Origin of the sequence: Duncaniella freteri (genome assembly GCF_004766125.1) — a bacterium.
Lineage (GTDB): Bacteria > Bacteroidota > Bacteroidia > Bacteroidales > Muribaculaceae > Duncaniella > Duncaniella freteri.
Genome location: NZ_SJSA01000001.1, coordinates 132,525 through 152,805, shown reverse-complemented (window position 1 = coordinate 152,805; position 20,281 = coordinate 132,525). Strand labels below are relative to the sequence as shown.

The following is a 20,281-nucleotide window of genomic DNA, read 5'->3' as shown; positions in this document are numbered from 1 at the left end:
ATATGAATAGGATTGTACAATTGAGGTGGTCGGTGTTGAGTGTATTTCTATCCATGACCATTTTTCCGGTCTTGGCTTACAAAGGGATGCACTATCGCCCTGACGGTATCTCGGCTGTGTGTGTTGATTGTAAGCACATGTATAACCGAGCTCTCTATGGTGCTCATTCAGGATTCCGTATTGAGTGTAGTGACATACCTGTGTTTGGGGTCTATCTTCCAGGTATGGGCGGGAATATGAGTTTTATACTTCCCGAGGGGAAGTGTGTGGCTCATTATACACCAGGCCGTATGGACTACGAAAAAGGTGGCGTGACTATTGAGGTTCAGGTGATGCGCTCTTTCGATTGTGCCTTATGGCGGCTCACCAATAATAATAGTAATGAAGTGTCCGTTCCTGTGTTTTTCGGAGGTGTTTCCGGCAAAAAGTTTTCCCGCAACGGAGATCTTGGGGTTGACCCTGCCGACTGTTTTTCTCTCAAGCCTGAGTATTGCAAAGGGAATAAGTACTCATTTAGCGGTGATAGTGTCACTGTTTGGTATGGAGTGAAAGAGCGAAAAGAGATCTGCCTCATTATTCCGGCATATAAGCGATCTGTGACACATGATAATATATATGAAGGTGCTGTCAAGCTGAATCCAGGTGAGAGTAAGATTATTGCGTATTTCCCTGATGGAGATATCCCTTTATCGAGTCTTGAATCGCTTATGGTTCAGGCGGAGGATGAGAGATCCACTCTGGCTTCAGCCATGGAGATATCAACCCCGGATGAATGGCTGAACCCTGTCGGTGCAGCTCTTGCTGTGGCAGCTGACGGTATATGGGGCGGTAGGGCATGGTTGCATGGTGCCATCGGTTGGCGCACTCCGCATCTCGGTTGGCGTGGTGCTTATTGCGGAGATGCTCTCGGATGGCATGATCGTGCTTTAAAACATTTTGAGACCTATGCCGCCAATCAGATCACAGATATTCCGCCTGTATATTCTCATCCACGTCAGGATCATAAGCAGAATATGGCTCGCGCAGAGAAAAAGTGGGGGACTCCTATGTATAGCAATGGATATATATGTCGACGTCCCGGCAAAAAGACTGAGATGTCGCATTACGATATGAATCTCGTGTATATAGATGCAATGTTGCGTCATTTTATGCATACAGGAGATACTGCCGCCATGCGCAGGCTTTTCCCGGTCTTGAAGCGTCATCTCGAATGGGAGAGACTCAATTTCGATCCGGATGGAGATTATCTGTATGACGCTTATTGTTGCATTTGGGCAAGCGATGCTCTGTATTATAGCGGTGGAGCCGTCACACACTCCTCTGCGTATAATTACTTTGCTAATAAGCTTGCCGTTGAAGTGGCAAGGGCCATAGGTGAGAACTCATGGCAATTCATCTGGGATGCCATAGGGATAAATAATGCCATAGATTCTAAATTATGGATGCCAGACCGTGGATGTTGGGCTGAATTCAGAGAGACCGACGGTCGTTTGCACCCTTTCCCGGCATTATGGACCATATATCATGCCATAGATTCACGTGTAGGTAATGAATTCAAATGGTACACAGCCACACGTTACATCGATAGGGAGATTCCTCACATCCCCTTAAATTGTGATACTTCCCTGTACACTCTTTCCACTACCAATTGGAAGCCTTATTCATGGAGCATCAACAATGTTGCCATTGCCGAGGTGATGCATACGGCCTTGGCTTATTGGCAGGCTGACCGTCCGGATGATGCCTATGCGATAATGAAGGGGGTGATAATGGATAACATGTATTCAGGAGCCTCACCGTTGAATTTCGGTCAGATAAGTCAGTACGATGCCGCCCGGGGTGAATGTTACAGGGATTTTGCAGATCCTATCGGTGTGTGGAGCCGTGCTCTCACTGAGGGGCTGTATGGCATACGTCCTTGCCTGATTGGTGATAATAAGCGTGTGGTGATACGTCCCGGATTTCCTGAAGGTTGGGATTGCGCGTCAGTCTCGATGCAGGATATCACTTATAGTTTTAAGCGGGAAGGACAGGTAGATACCTATATTATAGAGGGTCGTTATCCGTCTGGGACATCTTTGGAGTTATGTGTGTCGGCTCTCGGACTTAGAGAGGTAAGGGTCGATGGAGGGTCTTCTGACTGGAGTGCGGTCGATATGGCAATCTCTCGACCGTTGATTAATGTTAAGTTGTGTAGCGGTAAAAAAAACGTTGTGGAAATTATCCGTGATGCGTCTCGTGAATATGTGCCGACAGGGGCTGTCAGGACGGTGGGACCAGTCCTGTTCACTCAGATGGAGTCCGGTATGCTTAAATGGTGGCAACCATCGGATGCTGGTGTTGAAGAGCAAGATACTAATATTTCGAAAGCCGCTATTACCAGTCGTTTTGCTGACATAAAGCCTTCGAAATGTGTTCCTGTCGATATTGCAGCATTCTATAATGATTCCGTATCCAATATATTCCGTAATCGTTATGAATCGCCGCGTCCGGATGTGACAACTTTGCAGATACCGGTTCAAGGGATAGGGGAGTGGTGCCATCCTCAACTTACAGCCGATATTGATGACACAGGTTTGCGCCGACTTTCTGCTGATGGAAATGGTACGGTACATTTGTTAAATATCCCATTTCAGATTCCATCTAATGGTCGTAATATCGTATATACAAGTCGGTGGGATAACTATCCTGCTCACGTTTCAATCCCTCTTAAGGGCAAGGCGACCAGTATATACATCTTGATGGCAGGTAGCACCAACCATATGCAGTGGGGGATGGAGAATGCGCGTGTGACAGTAAGATATTCGGATGGTGATACGACATCTTTTCCGTTGATCAATCCTGTGAACTGGGCTCCTGTCGAGCAGGATTTCTATACTGATGAGCATGCATTCAGTCAGCCTCTCGGAACAGAACCACCCATGCGCGTACATCTCCTTTCAGGGGAGGTGTCACGTTCTCTCGGAGCAAGTCTCGGGCTTGAAGGTCCTGCTGACCGTTATATTCCGTCAGGTGCCGGTGTGCTGTTGAATATTCCATTGGATATGTCACGTGGTCTTGAGTCGTTACATCTTGAGACTGTTTCTAAGGATGTTGTTGCAGGGATTATGGGTATTACTATACAGCGTCCATAAATTGACAATCATATGAAGTTCCTTATATTTGTATTACTGTCTAATTTTGCTGCTTTTACGGCTGCTTGGGCGCAGGCTCCTGTCGACTGGTATGCTGAAAAGGTGGAGAACCGTCCTTTTGTGCGATGGTGGTGGCATGGAAGTGCTGTGGATTCCGTCGGTCTGACATACAATCTTGAAGAATTTGCCCGCCAAGGCATAGGTGGGGTTGAGGTCACCCCGATTTATGGTGTAAAAGGTAATGAGGCTAATGATATCCCTTACCTATCTGAAAAATGGATGGATATGCTCGGTCATACTGTCAGTGAGGCTAACCGCCTTGGACTGAGGGTTGATATGAACAACGGCACAGGCTGGCCGTTCGGTGGCCCTAACGTCTCGCCTTCGATGAGTGCACGCAAACTTGTGACACGTCGATGGGAGGTGCCGGAGAGTCATGTCATAGATGAACCGATGTTTCCTCTTCCGTCTGAGATGAAGCAGCCTGATGCAACTTTTCAGCGTGCAATTGCTGTATCCCGCTCCCGGACTATTGATATTACTGACAGAGTGTTAAAGGACGGTTCGCTGAAATGGAAGGCTCCTGAGGGCGGACCTTGGAGGGTGTATGCCATATATTCAGGAAGAACATATCAGAAAGTCAAGCGTGCTGCTCCTGGAGGAGCCGGGCTTGTGCTCAACCATTATGACAGTATTGCAGTCAGAAAGTATCTTGCCCGCTTTGATGAGGCATTTGAAGGCCGTGAATGGATGATTCCTGACTCATTCTTTAATGATTCCTATGAGGTATATGGGTCCGATTGGAGCGATAACCTTTTTGACGAGTTCCAGAGGGATCACGGATATGATCTGGCTTCAGGTATCCATGAGTTTCTTGGCGACAATGGCAATAGTCCTGAGAGAAAGCGTTTGCTACATGATTACCGTATGACTCTTGCGCGTATTCTTGAAGAAAATTTCACACGAGTATGGACGGAATGGGCTCATTCACATAATGCGCGTATACGTAATCAGTCGCATGGATCTCCGGCTAATATCCTGGATATATATGCAGCCGTTGATATTCCTGAATGTGAGTCGTTCGGACAGACGGATTTTGATATCCCAGGGCTTCATTCTTCCGGGCCGTCACGTCCGAGTGATGCTGCACCGTCGGTGCTGAAATTCGCATCATCGGCGGCTCATCTTGCAGGTAAGCCTATGATTTCGGCTGAGACTCTTACCTGGCTCACCGAGCATTTCCACACCTCTTTGGCACGATGCAAGCCTGAAATAGACCAGATGCTGTGTTCCGGTGTAAATCATGTGTATTTTCATGGTGCACCATATTCTCCGAAGGATGCTACGTTTCCTGGATGGCTTTTCTATGCATCTGTCAACATGTCGCCTACGGCATCGCTGTGGGAGGATGCTGACGGTTTGTTCAGGTACATAACCCGCGTGCAGTCTTTTTTATCGGCAGGTAAGCCTGACAATGATATACTCCTTTATTTCCCTTATGAGGAGATAATCACACGTCATGGAGGTGGGCACTATCTCATGTTTGATATCCATAAGATGGATCGTGTGATGCCCGATGTTAAGCAGTGGGTAGCTGACATAATGGAAGCAGGATATGATGTGGATTATCTGTCGGACCGTCTCATAGACTCTCTGACTGTCACAACCGATCGTCGGTTGCTGTCGCGTGGAGGCAATAGTTACCGGGCAATCATAGTGCCTCGTGTCGATTATATTCCGGATTTGACTCTTGATAAGCTTGGAAAACTTAGTGACATGGGTGCTAATGTGGTATTTTCAGATGATATTTCATCCGCTGTCGGATCGCTCGGGGTTCCGTCAGAGCATCTGCGGCGTTCAGGCGTATCGATGATAAGACGTCTCAATGAAGCGGGAGGACATAATTATTTTATTTCAATGCTGCGTGACAGTGTTATTGACGGCTGGGTGCCCTTGGCAGTCAATGCGCGTAGTGTTATGATTTTTGATCCTTTGACCGGTAGAAAAGGGCTTGCCTGTTCGCGAATCGGGATCGATGGGAATATTGAGGTGAAGCTTCAGCTTGCCCCAGGAGAATCACTTCTGTTAAAGACGTTTCCTTATGATGTGGATGTCGCCTCATGGAGATACGTGGCTAAGCGTGGTACTCCGGTGGATATAGTGAATGGGTGGAGCATAGAGTTCCTTAAGAGTGACCCTCAAATTGATGGAGTCTTTACGACTGACACCCTCGCTGAATGGACGAGCCTACCCGATCCTCGTGTACGAGTCAATAGCGGCATTGCCCGATATAGGGTGAATGTCAGTATACCTGATGTTTCTGTGTCAGATTCCTGGCTCCTTGATCTCGGAGATGTGCGTGAGAGTGCATGCGTTACGGTTAATGGCAAGGAGGCTGGATGCGTATGGTCGGTCCCTATGGTTCTTGATGTCGGATGTCTGTTGCATTCGGGAGAGAACGAACTGGTGATTGACGTCACAAACCTTCCTGCCAATCGTATTGCTGATTACGAGCGCAGAGGTGTGGAATGGCGTATCTTCAAGGATGCCAACATAGCCAGCGTGACCAATGCCAAGAAGTTCAGTTTCGGAGATTGGGAGGTGGTGCCGAGCGGACTTAATTCGAAAGTGAAATTAATACCTGTAATATATGAATAGAAATGTTATTATCCTGGGTATCGTTATTCTGGCGGTATCTTTTGGGGCTCTTTCTGCCGGAGCGGCAGAAAATCTACAGCCGCGGGATGAGGTGCTGAAGACTCTTATGAAAGTCAATGACCATTATCTCAGAAAGCATCCTGACCCACTTCTTGGAATCCCGTATTATTCACGAAAGAAAGTGTATGAGGCTAACATATGGACTCGTGCTGTGTATTTTGAGGGACTGATGGCTCTCCATTCCATATATCCTGCAAACAGGTATTATGACTATGCATATAAATGGGCTGACGGTTTTAAATGGGGGATGCGTCGCGATGACACTACCACCCGCAATGCCGACAACTATTGTGCCACACAGGTATATATAGATCTGTATCGTCTTACGCCGCGTCCTGAAATGCTCACAAAGACAAAGGCTATCATGAACATGCTTGTTAATACGCCTCAGATAGATGACTGGACCTGGATTGATGCTATCCAGATGGGTATGCCTGCGCTTGTGAAACTGTCGATCACTACAGGTGATGCCAGATATGCGGAAAAGGCTTATGATATGTATACCTGGACCCGTAATGTCCTTGCCGGCGGACTTTACAACAGCAAGGATGCGTTGTGGTGGCGCGATGCGGATTTTGTGCCTCCCTATAAGGAGCCGAATGGCAGGGACTGTTATTGGTCACGAGGCAACGGTTGGGTGGTGGCAGCTCTTGTTAGGGTCCTTGACGAACTACCGGCCGATGCCCCTCACAGGTCGGAGTATGAGCGGGATCTTAAGGACATGTGCGCCGCGCTTGTGAAGTGCCAGCGAGAGGACGGATTCTGGAACGTAAGTCTGCATGATGCCTCGAATTTCGGTGGAAAGGAGCTGACAGGAACTTCTCTTTTCGTATATGGTATGGCATGGGGAGTTCGCAACGGACTTCTTGACAGAGATAAATATATGCCTGTTATTGTCAAGGCATGGAATGCTATGGTAAATGATGCGGTCCATGACAACGGTTACCTTGGGTATGTTCAGGGCACAGGCAAGGAGCCAAAGGATGGGCAACCTGTGGCTTATGATTCAAAGCCCGATTTTGATGACTATGGCACAGGGTGTTTCCTGCTTGCCGGTACGGAGGTGTACAAGCTTTAAATATTCTATTACTGTAGAACTTTTTAGACCAAAGGACCATAGATTCTACATTATCTATGGTCCTTTGGTCTAAAAAGTTCTTAGTGTATTTGATATTTTATCGCTGGTTTTATTTCACCACTTTACCGTTGAGTTTGAGGTTGATGAACTTTACGCCTTCGGTCTTGCCGATTATAGAATTGGAATCCGTTGTCACACCGTTAAATGTGCAGTCCTTGACAATAATATTGTTGATATTGCATCTGTCCTCGAAACCCTCTATTTTCACACCGAATTTGCTCTTATTGCAGGTGACATTTTCGAGGAACACATTTTTTACTACAGGATAGAAATCGCGTTGGCAGATCTCTTTTTTGTCGTATACAAGATTGATTTTAAGCACAGCTTCATTGCACTGGCCCACCTGTACATTCCTTACGAAAATGTCCTCGATCACACCTCCGCGACAAGAATTTGTCTTTATGCGTATCACTCGGTCAAGCTCGGGTGAATCCATGATGCAGTCCTCTACAAACAGGTTTTTGAATCCTCCTGATATTTCGCTGCCTACCACCACTCCGCCGTGGCCGTTCTCCATACGGCAGTGGCGCACGATCACATTCTCGGTCGGTATGTTCCAGCGACGTCCGTCACGGTTACGTCCGCTCTTGATTGCAATGCAGTCATCACCGGTGTCGAAGAAGCATCCCTCAATCAGTACATTCTTGCATGATTCGGGATCGCAGCCGTCTCCGTTTGGTCCGTCGTTCTGTACATGTACTCCTCTTACCGTAAGGTTCTCACAGAGCAATGGGTGCATCACCCAGAATGGTGCACGAAGCATTGTGACACCCTCTATGAGAACGTTCTTGCATTTCACAGGATTGACGAGCTGCACACGCATGCCATAGCCGTCACCGAGTATGCGCTTTTCGACAGGGATCTCTTTTTCATTCCATTCGAGAAGCAGCGGGCGGCCTATGCGCTGTGACACCATGCCTTCTTGATAGCCGAAATGGTGAGCTCCACACATTGCCCACCAGTTTGTCCTGTCGGCTCCGCCATCAATCACGCCGTGACCTGTGATTGCGATATTGGTCTGCTCATAGGCATAGATCATGGGCTGATAGTTATAGCAGTCCACTCCCTCCCAGCGTGTGAGCACCAAGGGATATTCTTTCAGGTCGGATGTGAATAGAAGTGTCGCTCCTGCCTCAAGGTGCAGATTCACATTGCTTTTAAGAGTTATAGGACCTGTGAGCCATGACCCTGCCGGGATAATCACCCTGCCGCCCCCTTCCTTGGAGCAGCGGTCAATGAGTGAGTTGATCATCTCGGTATATAGGAATCCGGGAGTTTCGGATCTTTTTCCGTAGTCGAGCAGGTTATAATCTCGGTCACGGAATGTAGGGGCTTTTATCTGGGCTTCTACTTCAGGATAGATTTTCTCCCAAGCTTCTTTTGGTGTCAGTGGGGCGGCACTCACACTCATGGAAAGCCCTAATGCCACCAATGGCAGTAAAAATTTTCTCATGCTTCTTTATTTAAGGTGATAAGTAATTGTAATATTTTAATAATCGGCTACAAAATTACAATTTAAAATCGCTGCATTAAATTTTAACACATAAATTTTTCGTATTTTTTGCAAACATTAGGATAAAATATATTAACTTTGTGCCCAACTTAGAGAAATCTGCAACTTAGAGTAATATATATAAACCTTAAATTTCAACAATGAGAAACGAGAAATCTCTTAAAATCAAGAGTTCTCGAAGTGAGCTTTGTTCTCGCTTTGGGCGTATCTGCTTCTCGGTGCTTTTTGCTGTGTTTGCCATTATGGCATCTGCACAGGACAAGTCCGTTAGCGGAACAGTGATTGATGAGACGGGCGAGCCCGTCATTGGCGCAACTGTAATGGTAAAAGGGACCAAGAATGGGACTGCTACCGATATTGATGGCAAGTATGCGCTAACTACCCCCCCCTCAGCTACTTTAGTATTTAGTTATGTAGGTTACACCACTCAGGAAATTCCTGTGGGTGGGCGTAACGTGATTGATGTCACCCTTAAGGAGAGCCGCGAATTGCTCGATGAGGTAGTGGTTGTGGGTTACGGAACCGTGCGTCGTCGCGATTTGACCGGTGCGGTTTCCTCTATGAAGAATTCCGATGTTGTTGTCGCTCCGACCAACAATGTGATGGAAGCTCTTCAAGGCAAGATTGCCGGTATGGACATCACCAAGTCAAGCGGTGAGACCGGAAGCGATGTCAATATTCTGCTTCGTGGTTCACGTTCAATTTATGGAAGCAATGAGCCTCTTTTTATCATTGACGGTATTCCTGGTAGCTACAGCCAGGTCAATCCCAGTGATATCGAATCGATCGATGTCCTGAAGGATGCATCCTCGACTGCTATATATGGTTCAGCCGGAGCCAATGGCGTTGTGATCATTACCACCAAGCGTGGAGAGGAGGGCAAGGCGATTGTGAATTTTGATGCCTACTACGGCTTCAGCGGCGATGTCAACTATAAGCATGGTATGCTCGGCGACGAGTGGCTGGCTTATCATCGTGAAGCATACAAATATATTAACGGTGATTATCCAACCGACAATGCTACACTTATGGGGAACCCAGAATATACCTCTGCTCTTGAAGAGGGAAAGTGGATTGACTGGGTTGATCTTGCATCAGGTCGGCGTGCCACCACTCAGAAGTATGCTCTTTCTGTGAGCGGCGGTACACAGAAGGCTCGCATTTTCGCATCTACATCATATTCTAAGGAGGAAGGTCTCCTTCCTAATGACGAGCTTGACCGTTACACTCTTCGCCTGAATGCGGATATGGAGATCAATAAGTATGCGACTATCGGTTTTACAAGCAACCTTACTTATTCCGATCATGACCGTGGTGTCAAGAACACATTCACTAAATCTCTTACGGCTTTCCCTCTCGGAGATGCTTTCGATGAGGATGGCAATCTCAATCATCGTTTTATTGATAATCAGGATTCTCCTCTCGGTGACTTTATTGAAAATCAATTTGCCAACAACACCAAGTCGACCTATATCAATTCAATAGGTTATCTGGATATAACTCCGTTCAAGGGATTCAAGTTCCGTAGCCAGATCAGTGCGATCCTGTCAAACAGTCGTTTAGGACAGTACTGGGGAGCTCAGGCTACAGCCAATCAGCCTTCGTATGCCAAGAGTCCTTTCGCTCAGAAAACCCACAATAATAATTGGGCATATACCTGGGAAAATATACTCTCTTATAATGCTGACATAAAGGACCATTCTTTCGGTGCGCAGTTCATCACATCGTATAACAAGAACACTAACGAACAGACTATTGCCGGTAGCGGCGGATTTGATGTTGACACCTGGCAGTTCCATCGTCTTCTTTCAGGCTCAGGAAGTCAGTACACCTATTCTGACTATTCTCGCACTCAGAAGATGTCATATGCATTCCGTGTGAATTATAATTATAAGGGGCGTTATCTGCTCACGTTCTCAAATCGTTGGGACGGTGTGAGCTGGTTCTCCGAGGGCAGCAAGTGGGATTCGTTCCCGGCAGGAGCTGTGGCATGGCGTCTTTCCGATGAGGAGTTTATGGAAAGCACACGCAACTGGCTCAGCAATGCAAAGCTCCGTGTCAGCTACGGTATCACTGGTAACTCAGGTGGCACAGGTGCTTATGTTACTCAGACCCAGGCATATCTCTATCCCAATGGTGGTGTGACGGTAGGTGGGAAGCCTGTACAGTTCGCTCAGTACACAGGCACTTATGCCGGCAGCACGCTCGGATGGGAGAAATCTTACAACTGGAATGTCGGTCTTGATTTCGGTGTGCTTAACAATCGTATTGACGGATCTATCGAATGGTTCAGGACAGAGACCAAAGGTCTTCTTTACAAACGTACTGTGCCCATCACAGACGGTGTGACTGGATGGGGTAGCCCGCTTTCACGTTGGGAAAATCTCGCCAGGACGGAGAATCATGGTTTTGAATTCACTATCAACAGCCGTAACATTGTAAGCAAGGACTTCAACTGGTCCACAACTCTTACCGCCACATGGAGCAAGGAAAGGATCAAGGAACTTCCCGGTGGTAATCTTATCAGCGAGAGCCTTTTCGTAGGTGCTCCTATAAAGTCGATATATGGATGGAAGTATGCCGGCATCTGGGGGACTGACGATGACGCTGAACTGATGAAGAAATATAAGGTAGAGCCTGGCTACATCAAGATTGAGACAATAGAAAATAATGGTGATGGCGGTGTTCATGCATATGGTGACAATGACCGTATGATTCTCGGACATCAGAATCCCAACTGGATACTTGGTCTTAACAACACATTCAAATATAGGGATTTTGACCTATCCGTATTCATGATGGGACGTTTCGGTCAGACTATTCAAAGCAACCTGCTTGGATACTATGATGCCAAGAATTCACGTACCACTAACCAGATTTCAGGTGTGGACTACTGGACAGAGGATAACCAGGGTGCATATTATCCGCGTCCCGGTACAGGTGACAAGCAGAGCAAGGTGATGCCTTCGCTTCGTGTTGTTGACGGATCGTTTGCCAAGATCAAGAATGTGACCTTCGGTTACACCCTCCCTGGCAAACTTACTCAGAAAGCTCTTGTTGAGCGTATGCGCCTCTACTTTACCGCTTACAATCCCTGGATCATTATGAATGACAGCAAACTTGACGGTATTGATCCGGAGACCGGCGGTTCTGACGCATTCCCTACCTATAAGCAGTTTGTTTTCGGTATCAATCTCACACTCTAATACTTAATTCGATTTTAATAATGAAACGAAATATATATAATATACTATGGGCTTGCGGAGTGGGAGCTACTCTTATGATGCAGTCTTGTTCGCTTGAAGAGGTGAATCCTGGTGAATTCTCGCTCGAAGTGCTTGGCTCCACTCCTCAGGGGTATGAAAAGTTGCTCAACCAATGCTATTTCGGCCTGGAGCGTCAGTTCTATAATGGCATTGACTTTATGGGTTTCATGGAGGGCAACACCGACCTGTGGACATCAAAGACCAACCAGCCGGGGGTGAATGACAATATGTTCAAATTCTTTGCAAACGCTTCTCCGAACCTTACTTTTACCGGCTCAATATGGAATGCCGCTTACGATGGTATTGGTGCATGCAATATGGCTATTGAAGCCGGGGCGGGCTGTTCGTTCTCAACCGAGGAGCAACGGAATGCAAAAGTTGCGGAAGCGCGTTTCCTCCGTGCTGTGTATTATTACAATCTTGTCGAGATGTTCGGCGGTGTGGTTAAGCTCACTGAGGTACAGAAAGAAAATAATTATTCTCCTGTCCGCACCGAACCTCTTGAGATCTATCGTGATATAATTATACCTGACCTTGATTTTGCTGCCAAATGGTTGCCTAAGGGTGATGATTCCTTTGATGGGCATCCTGCCCGGAAAGCTGCTCTCGGATATCTTGCAAAGGCTTGCCTTGCAACACGTCAGTATGATACTACCGATTTCCTTCAGATAGGTTTTGATGCAGCTAAAAAGCTCATTTCCGATTGTGAGGCTGGAGGGTCTGCCTATAATGCATATATGTATCCCGATTTCGAGGATGTGTTTGCTGAGGTAAACAATAAGGCAAATAAGGAGGCTCTTTGGAAATATTCAGTGTATGCCGGTTCTGACGCTCACGGTTCAAGCAACGGAAACTATCGTACCAATCGTAATGATGAGCATTTCCTATGTCAGCTTAACCATTTTGGAGCACGAAAGGATAATCAGGAATCCCGTAAGGCATGGGACGGAGGTGTGCAGGGCGACTTTATGCCTACTCAGCATCTTCTCAGTCTTTACATCCAGCAGGATGGCTCTCTTGATCCTCGCTTCCATAATCTGTTTATCACAGAGTGGAAAGCCAATCAGGCATATAGCTGGACCGAGGGCGATGTGAAGAATTATGGGAAGGATGCCTCAATGGAGGGGACAAAAGTTAATGTCGGAGATTTAGCTATCCGTTTTGTGATGCCGCAGGATGACAATTATGCAGATGAAGTAGCCGGGAAAGCTAACTCCAACTATCTGTTGATTGATTATAATGATGTGTATGATGATGCTGCAAAGTCAATCATTATGAAGGACGGTAGCGGCGAAAATCATTATCGATATTTCTATCCTTCACTCAATAAGCACGCAAGCTCCAATTATTTTGACGCCAATTACAGCAAAAGCCGTTTTGCCAATCTCAACAGTGTGATACCTATGCGTATGGCAGAGGTGTATCTGATCGCTGCTGAATACGATATCGTTATGAATGGCGGAGGTCAGGCTATGGGATATATCAATAAGGTGCGTCAACGTGCCGGAGCCAATGCTCTTACAGGAGCGGCTGATATCCGTACAGTCCTTGACGAACGTGCCCGCGAGCTATGTGGTGAGTTCACACGTTTCTATGACCTTAAACGTACAGGAATGCTGAAGGATGCGACTTATCTGCAATCCACATTCCCGGAGCTCGCTCAGTACTTTAAGCCGGAATATGCTCTTCGTCCTATACCGTCGACTTATACCGATGTGATCACGACCGGAGGACTTTTCCAGAATTACAGATAAATACAATCTCATATAAGACACTCTGGGCTTGCCTGATTGATATCGGCAAGCCCAGTTGTTTTATTCTATAATTTCGTTGAACTTAAAGAGTGTAGAGCGGAGTGGCGGCGTAGCGTGGGAGCGCAACGAGGCGTAGCCCTTGGAGGAGAATGAGAGCGTCGTCGCGTTGTGATATTGCTTCTTCAATTGTGTGCAGTGCTATCTGTGGCAGATTGTTGTCATGAGATAGATGGCACAGATATAGGTTGCGCAGACGAGGAGATATGATTTCGGATATGAATGCGGCGGTTACATTGTTGTCAAGATGACCGTTGTCGGCAGCGATTCTTGCTTTCAGATATTCAGGATATGAACCTGTCGCCAACATATGTGGATCGTAGTTTGCCTCTATTACGATTGAATCAGCCTGACGCATGTAGAAGTCCACTCGTGGGGATATGCAGCCCAGATCGGTAGCGACTGCCATAGTGTGTCCGGATGTATGGGTTATGAAGAATCCGGCATTATCTGCCCCATCGTGCAGCACTTCAAACGGTGTGACCTCGAAATTGCCAAGCTTGAAGGTGAACTCCTTATATATAGGCTGGTGGTAGTCCTTTATGCGGCGTGACACATTGTGGCGGCGTAGTATGCCATTGAATGTGCGAGGTGTGCAGTACAGTCTTATATGACGGTTGGCACGCAGTATGGCGTATGCCTGGGATATGTGGTCGTGGTGATCGTGGGTCAGGATTATGCCTTGGATGCGGTCCATTGTTATACCGTTGGCCTGTAAAGTCGAGGTCACTTTCTTTGCATCAATTCCTGCATCGACAAGAAATCCGCTGTTACGGTCACCTATATAAGCGCAATTGCCGCTGCTTCCGCTGCCGAAACTCATGAAGAATACTCGGTCGGATGCTTGTAGCGGAGGCAGTTCATCTATTTCCGGTTTCTGTGCATGAGAGCGTGCTATATCAGCCATCCTCTCCGGAGGGATGATTTCAAATCCTCGGTCGAGACGTTCGTTGAAGTCATCGAGTCCGTCGAATAGTCCTGGTTGCGGATGATGTGGAGGGCTGTATTTGCGACGCATGGTAGTAGAGGCGGTTAGTGAAAAAGGTGTGTTAGTTGTAGAGGAGAAAGATTGTTGGGACTTTGTCGTAGTTGTAAGCGCGCTTTGCCCATTTGGAGAGTGGTAGAGTGACTATTTCTTGATTGGGACCGGTGATGTCGGATGCCACGCAGAGCCGTATGCCGGATGGCAGCGATGATGCCAGCTCGGCGATCAGACGGTTGTTCCGGTAGGGGGTCTCAATGAATATCTGAGTCTGTCGGCGGGTGCGTATGAGTCGTTCCATCTCTTTGAGCTTCTCTGCACGCGCTTTTGATTCGTATGGAAGATAGCCGTTGAAAGCGAATGTCTGACCGTTGAACCCCGATGCCATTAATGACATGATAATGCTTGACGGACCCACCATCGGGATAACGGTTATTCCTTTCTGCTGGGCTACAGCTACGAGGTCGGCTCCGGGATCAGCCACAGCCGGACAACCTGCTTCCGAGATGACTCCTATAGGATGTCCCTGAGATATTGGGTCAAGCATTGCCGGGACATCTTCAGGACGTGTATGTTCGTCAAGTGTGGTGAATGTGATTGAGTCAATGTCGATTTCTCGGTCACACCGTTTCAGGAATCTTCTTGCTGTGCGCACATTCTCTACCACATAATGCTTTATCTCCCTTACCATTTCAATATTGGTGCGGGGCAGCACAGAGTCCACCGGAGCATCACTCATTGTGGATGGGAGCAAGTAGAGGGCAGGCTGGAGCATATTTTCAGTTTATATGTGTCGCAGTTATCAGATGGTTGATTTTATAGTAGTCTTAGCCGACGGAACCTTCAAGGGATATCTGAAGCAGCTTCTGTGCTTCGACTGCGAATTCCATTGGAAGTTTGTTCATAACTTCGCGGGCATAGCCGTTGACGATGAGAGCCACAGCCTCTTCGGTGGGTATTCCTCGTTGATTGCAATAGAATAACTGATCCTCGGATATCTTGGATGTTGTAGCTTCATGTTCGACTATTGCAGTGTCATTGTGTATGTCGATGTAAGGGAATGTATGGGCCCCGCAATGGCTTCCCATAAGTAGGGAGTCGCATTGTGTGTAGTTGCGGCATCCCGATGCCTCTGGAGCGACTTTGACGAGCCCTCGGTAAGAGTTTTCGGAGTATCCTGCCGATATGCCTTTTGATACTATGTAGGAGGTGGAGTTCTTCCCGAGATGTATCATCTTGGTGCCGGTGTCGGCCTGCTGGTGATTGCGTGTCACAGCTACCGAGTAGAACTCTCCGCGCGAATAGTCGCCTTTGAGTATGCATGACGGATATTTCCAGGTGATGGCTGAGCCTGTCTCCACCTGTGTCCATGACAGTTTGGAGTGGTCGCCTCGGCATAGTCCGCGTTTTGTCACGAAGTTGTATACGCCTCCGCGTCCTTCGGCATCTCCTGCATACCAGTTCTGTACGGTCGAGTATTTTACCTCTGCTCGGTCCTCGACGATGATTTCCACGATGGCAGCATGAAGTTGATTCTCGTCGCGCATCGGAGCGGTGCAGCCTTCGAGATAGCTGACGTAGGCATCGTCGTCGGCAACTATGAGAGTTCGTTCGAACTGTCCTGTGCCGGATGCGTTGATACGGAAATAGGTCGACAGCTCCATCGGGCATCTTACCCCTTTTGGGATGTAAACAAATGATCCGTCGGAGAACACGGCAGAGTTCAGAGCGGCATAGAAGTTGTCGCGATAGGGGACAACTGAGCCGAGATATTTCTTCACCAGGTCAGGATAATCTTTGACAGCTTCGGAAATTGAACAGAATATAATCCCTTTCTCTGCAAGCTTCTCTCGATGAGTGGTCTTTACACTCACGGAGTCCATGACGGCATCGACTGCCATACCAGACAGAGCTTTCTGCTCCTCAAGAGGTATGCCCAGCCGGTTGAATGTGTCAAGCAACTGCGGATCTACTTCATCGAGACTCTTCGGTCCATCTTTCTTTACAGGCTCGGCATAATAGCTTATGTCCTGAAAGTCTATTTCAGGAATCTTGAGGTATGCCCAGTCGGGAGCTTTGAGAGTCTGCCAGTAGCGGAAGGCTTTGAGGCGGAATTCAAGGAGCCACTCGGGTTCTCCTTTCTTGGAAGAGATAAGCCTTACCACATCTTCATTAAGACCTTTTGGTATGATGTGGGTGTCTATGTCGGAGGTAAAGCCGTATTTGTATTCCCCCGAAGTGGCTCTGTTCAGCAGATCGTCATTGGACTCTCCTGTATTGACCGGAGTTCTTTCGGGAGCGGATGTGTTATTGTTCATTTCCATTGTCATTGTTTAGGGCACCCCATACGGAGGGTGCGAGATCGATAATCCATGTCACCAGGCGACCGTCACCCAAGCGTGACGCTTTGTTGATGTCAGTGCCTGAGAACACCACCATGTAAAGGTTCAGTGCCACACTCATAACCATGAACCATTTCAGAATGTTCACCACTGCACCGGCTATATGGTCGAGTGGTCCGAGTAGCAGAGTGTGTGTCACAAGTTTGAGGAATTTTGCCACGATTATAACACAATAATATGCCACTATATATATTATGCAGCAGGCAAGTATTGATGCTCCGTAATTCGACATGAAGTTGACCTCCGGTCCTCCTGATGGTGTAATCATTCCGGCGACCTGTGAGCCGAACATGCGGCAGGCTATGATGCCTATTATTATTGCGGCAACAGAGCCTACCTGGGTAATGAGCCCTTTACGGAATCCCATTACCGCTGATACGGCAAACACTATGAGGATTATTATATCGATAGTCGGCATTTCTTATTGTGTTTATTAGGCATCAAAATTCAAATTAGTAGTCCTGTTTACTCGCTGTAGAGTGTTTTACTAATTTGAATTTTGATATCTTACACATCCTCTGTTTTTACGATAGTGCTGCAAGGGTTGTGCGGAGTGTGGCGAGCTTGGTGTCGGCATCCGCAAGTTTCTTGCGCTCACCTTCTACAACGGCAGCAGGGGCATTGGATACAAAGCGTTCGTTAGAGAGCTTTTTCTCAACTGATTTTTTGAATCCTTCGTAGTATTCAATTTCCTTGGCTATTTTAGCCTTCTCTGCTTCCACGTCAATGTTATTGAGCAGTGGGATATTGAATTCGGTTGTGCCTACGAGGAATGATGCCGCAGCCGGATCCTTTTCAGCTGTCGAACCGACCTTGTCGAGAAGAGCGAGTTTGCTTATCACATCAGCCAGTTCAATGTTTTCATTGATAGCGAGTAGGGTAAGGAGCTCTCGGTTAGGTATGTTGCGCTGTGCACGCACTCCACGCACACCGTTGACTATCTCTTTTGCTCTCTCTATGGCTGCGAGCAATTCATTGTCGGTTTCACCTGCTGCCGGCATTGATGCATACATTATTGACTCACCTTCGGCACGGTTACCGATGTGTTGCCACAATTCCTCTGTAATGAATGGCATGAATGGGTGAAGCATGCGCAGTAACGAGTCGAAGAATCCGATAGTGGCGTTATATGTGGCGCGGTCAATAGGCTTCTGGTATTCAGGTTTCACCATTTCGAGATACCAGGAAGAGAATTCGTCGCGGAACAGGCGATAGACGCTCATCAGGGCTTCGGAGATGCGGAATTTGTCAAACAGGTCGTTGATTTCGGCTATGGATTTGCTTAGCATACTCTCGAACCACTTGATGGCTGTATCCGAACTTGACGGCTGTGCTATATTGTCGTCGATCTCCCAACCTTTCACAAGGCGGAAAGCGTTCCATACCTTGTTGCAGAAGTTACGTCCGTTCTCACAGAGTTTCTTATCAAAGAATATATCGTTTCCTGCGGGTGCGGACAGCATGATTCCCATACGTACGCCGTCAGCTCCGTAGTCGGCTATTAGTTCCAGTGGGTCAGGGGAGTTGCCGAGCTGTTTTGACATCTTACGTCCTATCTCATCACGAACGATACCAGTGAAGTACACATTGTTGAAAGGCTGTTTGCCCATGTATTCGTATCCTGCCATTATCATTCGTGCCACCCAGAAGAATATAATGTCCGGTCCGGTCACGAGGTCGGAAGTGGGATAGTAATACTTTATCTCTTCATTGTCAGGATCGAGGATGCCGTTGAAGAGAGAGATAGGCCAAAGCCATGAAGAGAACCATGTGTCGAGACAATCCTCGTCCTGATGCAGATCTGCGGCAGTCAGGCCTGGAGTCTGTTCCTGTGCAAGCTTCAATGCTTCTTCCGCGGTCTCAGCCACTATGAACGATCCGTCAGGCAGATAATAGGCCGGGACACGGTGACCCCACCACAGCTGACGAGAGATACACCAGTCGCGTATGTCGGTTAGCCAGCGGCGGTATGTTGTCTTGAATTTCTCCGGGACAAATTTTATCACACCATCCTCGACTGATGCGAGTGCCGGATCTGCAAGGTGCTGCATCTTTAGGAACCACTGGTCGCTCAGGCGCGGTTCGGTAACAGTGTCCTGGTTGCGCTCGGAGTATCCAACCTTGTTTTCGTATTCCTCAATCTTCTCGATGAGACCGGCAGCCTGCAAGTCTTGTGCAATCTGCTCACGGCAGGCGAAGCGGTCCATGCCGACATACATGCCGGCTGCTTCGCTTATTGTGGCATCATCGTTGAATATGTCGATGGTTTCAAGTCCATGCTTCTCACCGAGCATATTGTCGTTCATATCATGTGCCGGTGTTACTTTGAGGCATCCGGTACCGAAATTGATGTCAACATAAGTGTCCTCGATGACCGGGATCTCACGGTTCACGAGTGGAACTATCACGCGTTTCCCTCTGAGATGCTGGTTCTTCGGGTCATCAGGATTGATACACATTGCAGTGTCGCCCATGATGGTTTCGGGGCGTGTTGTTGCAACGATTGCATACCCTTCTTCTCCAACGATCTTGTAACGGAGATAGTAGAGTTTGGAATGCTCCTCCTTGTACACTACCTCTATGTCGGATAGTGCTGTCTTGGCCTTAGGGTCCCAGTTGACCATACGTTTTCCGCGATATATTAGCCCTTTGCGGTAAAGATCAACGAACACATGGATGACGCTTTTAGAACGTATTTCATCCATTGTGAACGCAGTGCGTTCCCAGTCGCACGATGCGCCGAGTTTCTTGAGCTGTTCGAGGATAATGCCGCCGTGCTTCTCTTTCCACTCCCATGCGTGCTTCAGGAACTCTTCACGAGTCAGGTCGCTTTTTCTGATGCCTTCCTGTGCGAGTTTGTTTACCACTTTGGCTTCTGTCGCGATGGCGGCGTGGTCAGTGCCTGGCACCCACAGTGCGTTTTTGCCCATGAGGCGAGCCCGGCGCACAAGGATGTCCTGTATAGTGTTGTTGAGCATATGCCCCATGTGAAGGATACCGGTGACGTTGGGTGGGGGTATCACTATTGTGAACGGTTCGCGAGCGTCAGGCTCGGAGTGAAACAGACGATGTTCCATCCAGTAGGCATACCAGCGGTCCTCAACGGCACGAGGATCGTATTTTGAGGCAATTTCTTCCATGAGGTGATGTTGGTTTTATCAGTTCATTGGTTTTAAAGTGCAAAGGTACAAAAAACATATGACACTACGCCACTCAAATGTGTAAAATTATACAACTTTAATACCTATGGTTTCATTGGGGATTAAGGTCCGCCGGTCCATCAGGTTAAAAACGAAGTAGTGTGATTTACAGCATGC

At 47.6% G+C, this 20,281-nt stretch carries 11 protein-coding genes; 5 read left to right on the top strand and 6 right to left on the bottom strand.

What is annotated here, in order from left to right; translation table 11 throughout:
• The first annotated feature begins 2 nt into the window (after nucleotides 1–2).
• From EZ315_RS00840 to EZ315_RS00830, 3 genes are read left to right on the top strand one after another with little or no spacing between them, the layout of a single operon-like run.
• The gene (locus EZ315_RS00840; RefSeq protein ID WP_135469791.1) at nucleotides 3–3,134 is read left to right on the top strand and encodes a DUF4450 domain-containing protein; all 3,132 of its coding nucleotides are present in this window, start codon (nucleotides 3–5) and stop codon (nucleotides 3,132–3,134) included.
• Between the two features lie 12 nt (nucleotides 3,135–3,146).
• On the top strand, nucleotides 3,147–5,792 hold the full coding sequence (locus EZ315_RS00835; RefSeq protein WP_135469788.1) for a glycosyl hydrolase: 2,646 nt from the start codon (nucleotides 3,147–3,149) through the stop codon (nucleotides 5,790–5,792).
• The gene (locus EZ315_RS00830) at nucleotides 5,785–6,930 is read left to right on the top strand and encodes a glycoside hydrolase family 88/105 protein (protein ID WP_135469785.1); all 1,146 of its coding nucleotides are present in this window, start codon (nucleotides 5,785–5,787) and stop codon (nucleotides 6,928–6,930) included. Before EZ315_RS00835 ends, EZ315_RS00830 begins: the two co-directional genes overlap by 8 nt.
• A 109-nt stretch (nucleotides 6,931–7,039) precedes the next feature.
• Here the strand turns inward: EZ315_RS00830 and EZ315_RS00825 are convergent, their stop codons facing one another.
• A complete protein-coding gene (locus EZ315_RS00825) occupies nucleotides 7,040–8,443 on the bottom strand; it encodes a glycoside hydrolase family 28 protein (RefSeq protein WP_135469782.1) in 1,404 nt (467 codons plus the stop codon).
• A 200-nt stretch (nucleotides 8,444–8,643) separates the two neighbouring features.
• Between EZ315_RS00825 and EZ315_RS00820 the strand changes: the two genes are divergently transcribed.
• Both EZ315_RS00820 and EZ315_RS00815 read left to right on the top strand, forming a co-directional pair.
• Entirely contained in the window at nucleotides 8,644–11,709 is a 3,066-nt protein-coding gene (locus tag EZ315_RS00820) for a SusC/RagA family TonB-linked outer membrane protein (RefSeq protein WP_135469780.1), read from the top strand.
• Between the two features lie 20 nt (nucleotides 11,710–11,729).
• Entirely contained in the window at nucleotides 11,730–13,523 is a 1,794-nt protein-coding gene (locus tag EZ315_RS00815; RefSeq protein WP_135469777.1) for a RagB/SusD family nutrient uptake outer membrane protein, read from the top strand.
• Between the two features lie 82 nt (nucleotides 13,524–13,605).
• Here the strand turns inward: EZ315_RS00815 and EZ315_RS00810 are convergent, their stop codons facing one another.
• From EZ315_RS00810 to EZ315_RS00790, 5 genes are all read right to left on the bottom strand, one after another.
• A complete protein-coding gene (locus EZ315_RS00810) occupies nucleotides 13,606–14,598 on the bottom strand; it encodes an MBL fold metallo-hydrolase (RefSeq protein WP_135469774.1) in 993 nt (330 codons plus the stop codon).
• 31 nt (nucleotides 14,599–14,629) lie between these two features.
• A complete protein-coding gene (locus EZ315_RS00805; RefSeq protein WP_135469771.1) occupies nucleotides 14,630–15,337 on the bottom strand; it encodes an SAM-dependent methyltransferase in 708 nt (235 codons plus the stop codon).
• A gap of 52 nt (nucleotides 15,338–15,389) precedes the next feature.
• Complete coding sequence (gene sufB / locus EZ315_RS00800) at nucleotides 15,390–16,886, bottom strand: Fe-S cluster assembly protein SufB (RefSeq protein WP_370463784.1); 1,497 nt, start codon at nucleotides 16,884–16,886, stop codon at nucleotides 15,390–15,392.
• Nucleotides 16,870–17,382 (bottom strand): CvpA family protein, encoded by a 513-nt coding sequence (locus EZ315_RS00795; RefSeq protein WP_135469769.1) that lies wholly within the window; start codon nucleotides 17,380–17,382, stop codon nucleotides 16,870–16,872. Before EZ315_RS00795 ends, sufB begins: the two co-directional genes overlap by 17 nt.
• A 106-nt stretch (nucleotides 17,383–17,488) precedes the next feature.
• The gene (locus tag EZ315_RS00790) at nucleotides 17,489–20,104 is read right to left on the bottom strand and encodes a valine--tRNA ligase (RefSeq protein WP_135469766.1); all 2,616 of its coding nucleotides are present in this window, start codon (nucleotides 20,102–20,104) and stop codon (nucleotides 17,489–17,491) included.
• Nucleotides 20,105–20,281 lie beyond the last annotated feature (177 nt).

Excerpts from the sequence above, each read along its gene's own strand:
- EZ315_RS00840 (WP_135469791.1), top strand. The coding sequence starts at position 3 with ATGAATAGGATTGTACAATTGAGGTGGTCGGTGTTGAGTGTATTTCTA.
- EZ315_RS00835 (WP_135469788.1), top strand. The coding sequence starts at position 3,147 with ATGAAGTTCCTTATATTTGTATTACTGTCTAATTTTGCTGCTTTTACG.
- EZ315_RS00830 (WP_135469785.1), top strand. The coding sequence starts at position 5,785 with ATGAATAGAAATGTTATTATCCTGGGTATCGTTATTCTGGCGGTATCT.
- EZ315_RS00825 (WP_135469782.1), bottom strand. The coding sequence starts at position 8,443 with ATGAGAAAATTTTTACTGCCATTGGTGGCATTAGGGCTTTCCATGAGT.
- EZ315_RS00820 (WP_135469780.1), top strand. The coding sequence starts at position 8,644 with ATGAGAAACGAGAAATCTCTTAAAATCAAGAGTTCTCGAAGTGAGCTT.
- EZ315_RS00815 (WP_135469777.1), top strand. The coding sequence starts at position 11,730 with ATGAAACGAAATATATATAATATACTATGGGCTTGCGGAGTGGGAGCT.
- EZ315_RS00810 (WP_135469774.1), bottom strand. The coding sequence starts at position 14,598 with ATGCGTCGCAAATACAGCCCTCCACATCATCCGCAACCAGGACTATTC.
- EZ315_RS00805 (WP_135469771.1), bottom strand. The coding sequence starts at position 15,337 with ATGCTCCAGCCTGCCCTCTACTTGCTCCCATCCACAATGAGTGATGCT.
- sufB (WP_370463784.1), bottom strand. The coding sequence starts at position 16,886 with ATGGAAATGAACAATAACACATCCGCTCCCGAAAGAACTCCGGTCAAT.
- EZ315_RS00795 (WP_135469769.1), bottom strand. The coding sequence starts at position 17,382 with ATGCCGACTATCGATATAATAATCCTCATAGTGTTTGCCGTATCAGCG.
- EZ315_RS00790 (WP_135469766.1), bottom strand. The coding sequence starts at position 20,104 with ATGGAAGAAATTGCCTCAAAATACGATCCTCGTGCCGTTGAGGACCGC.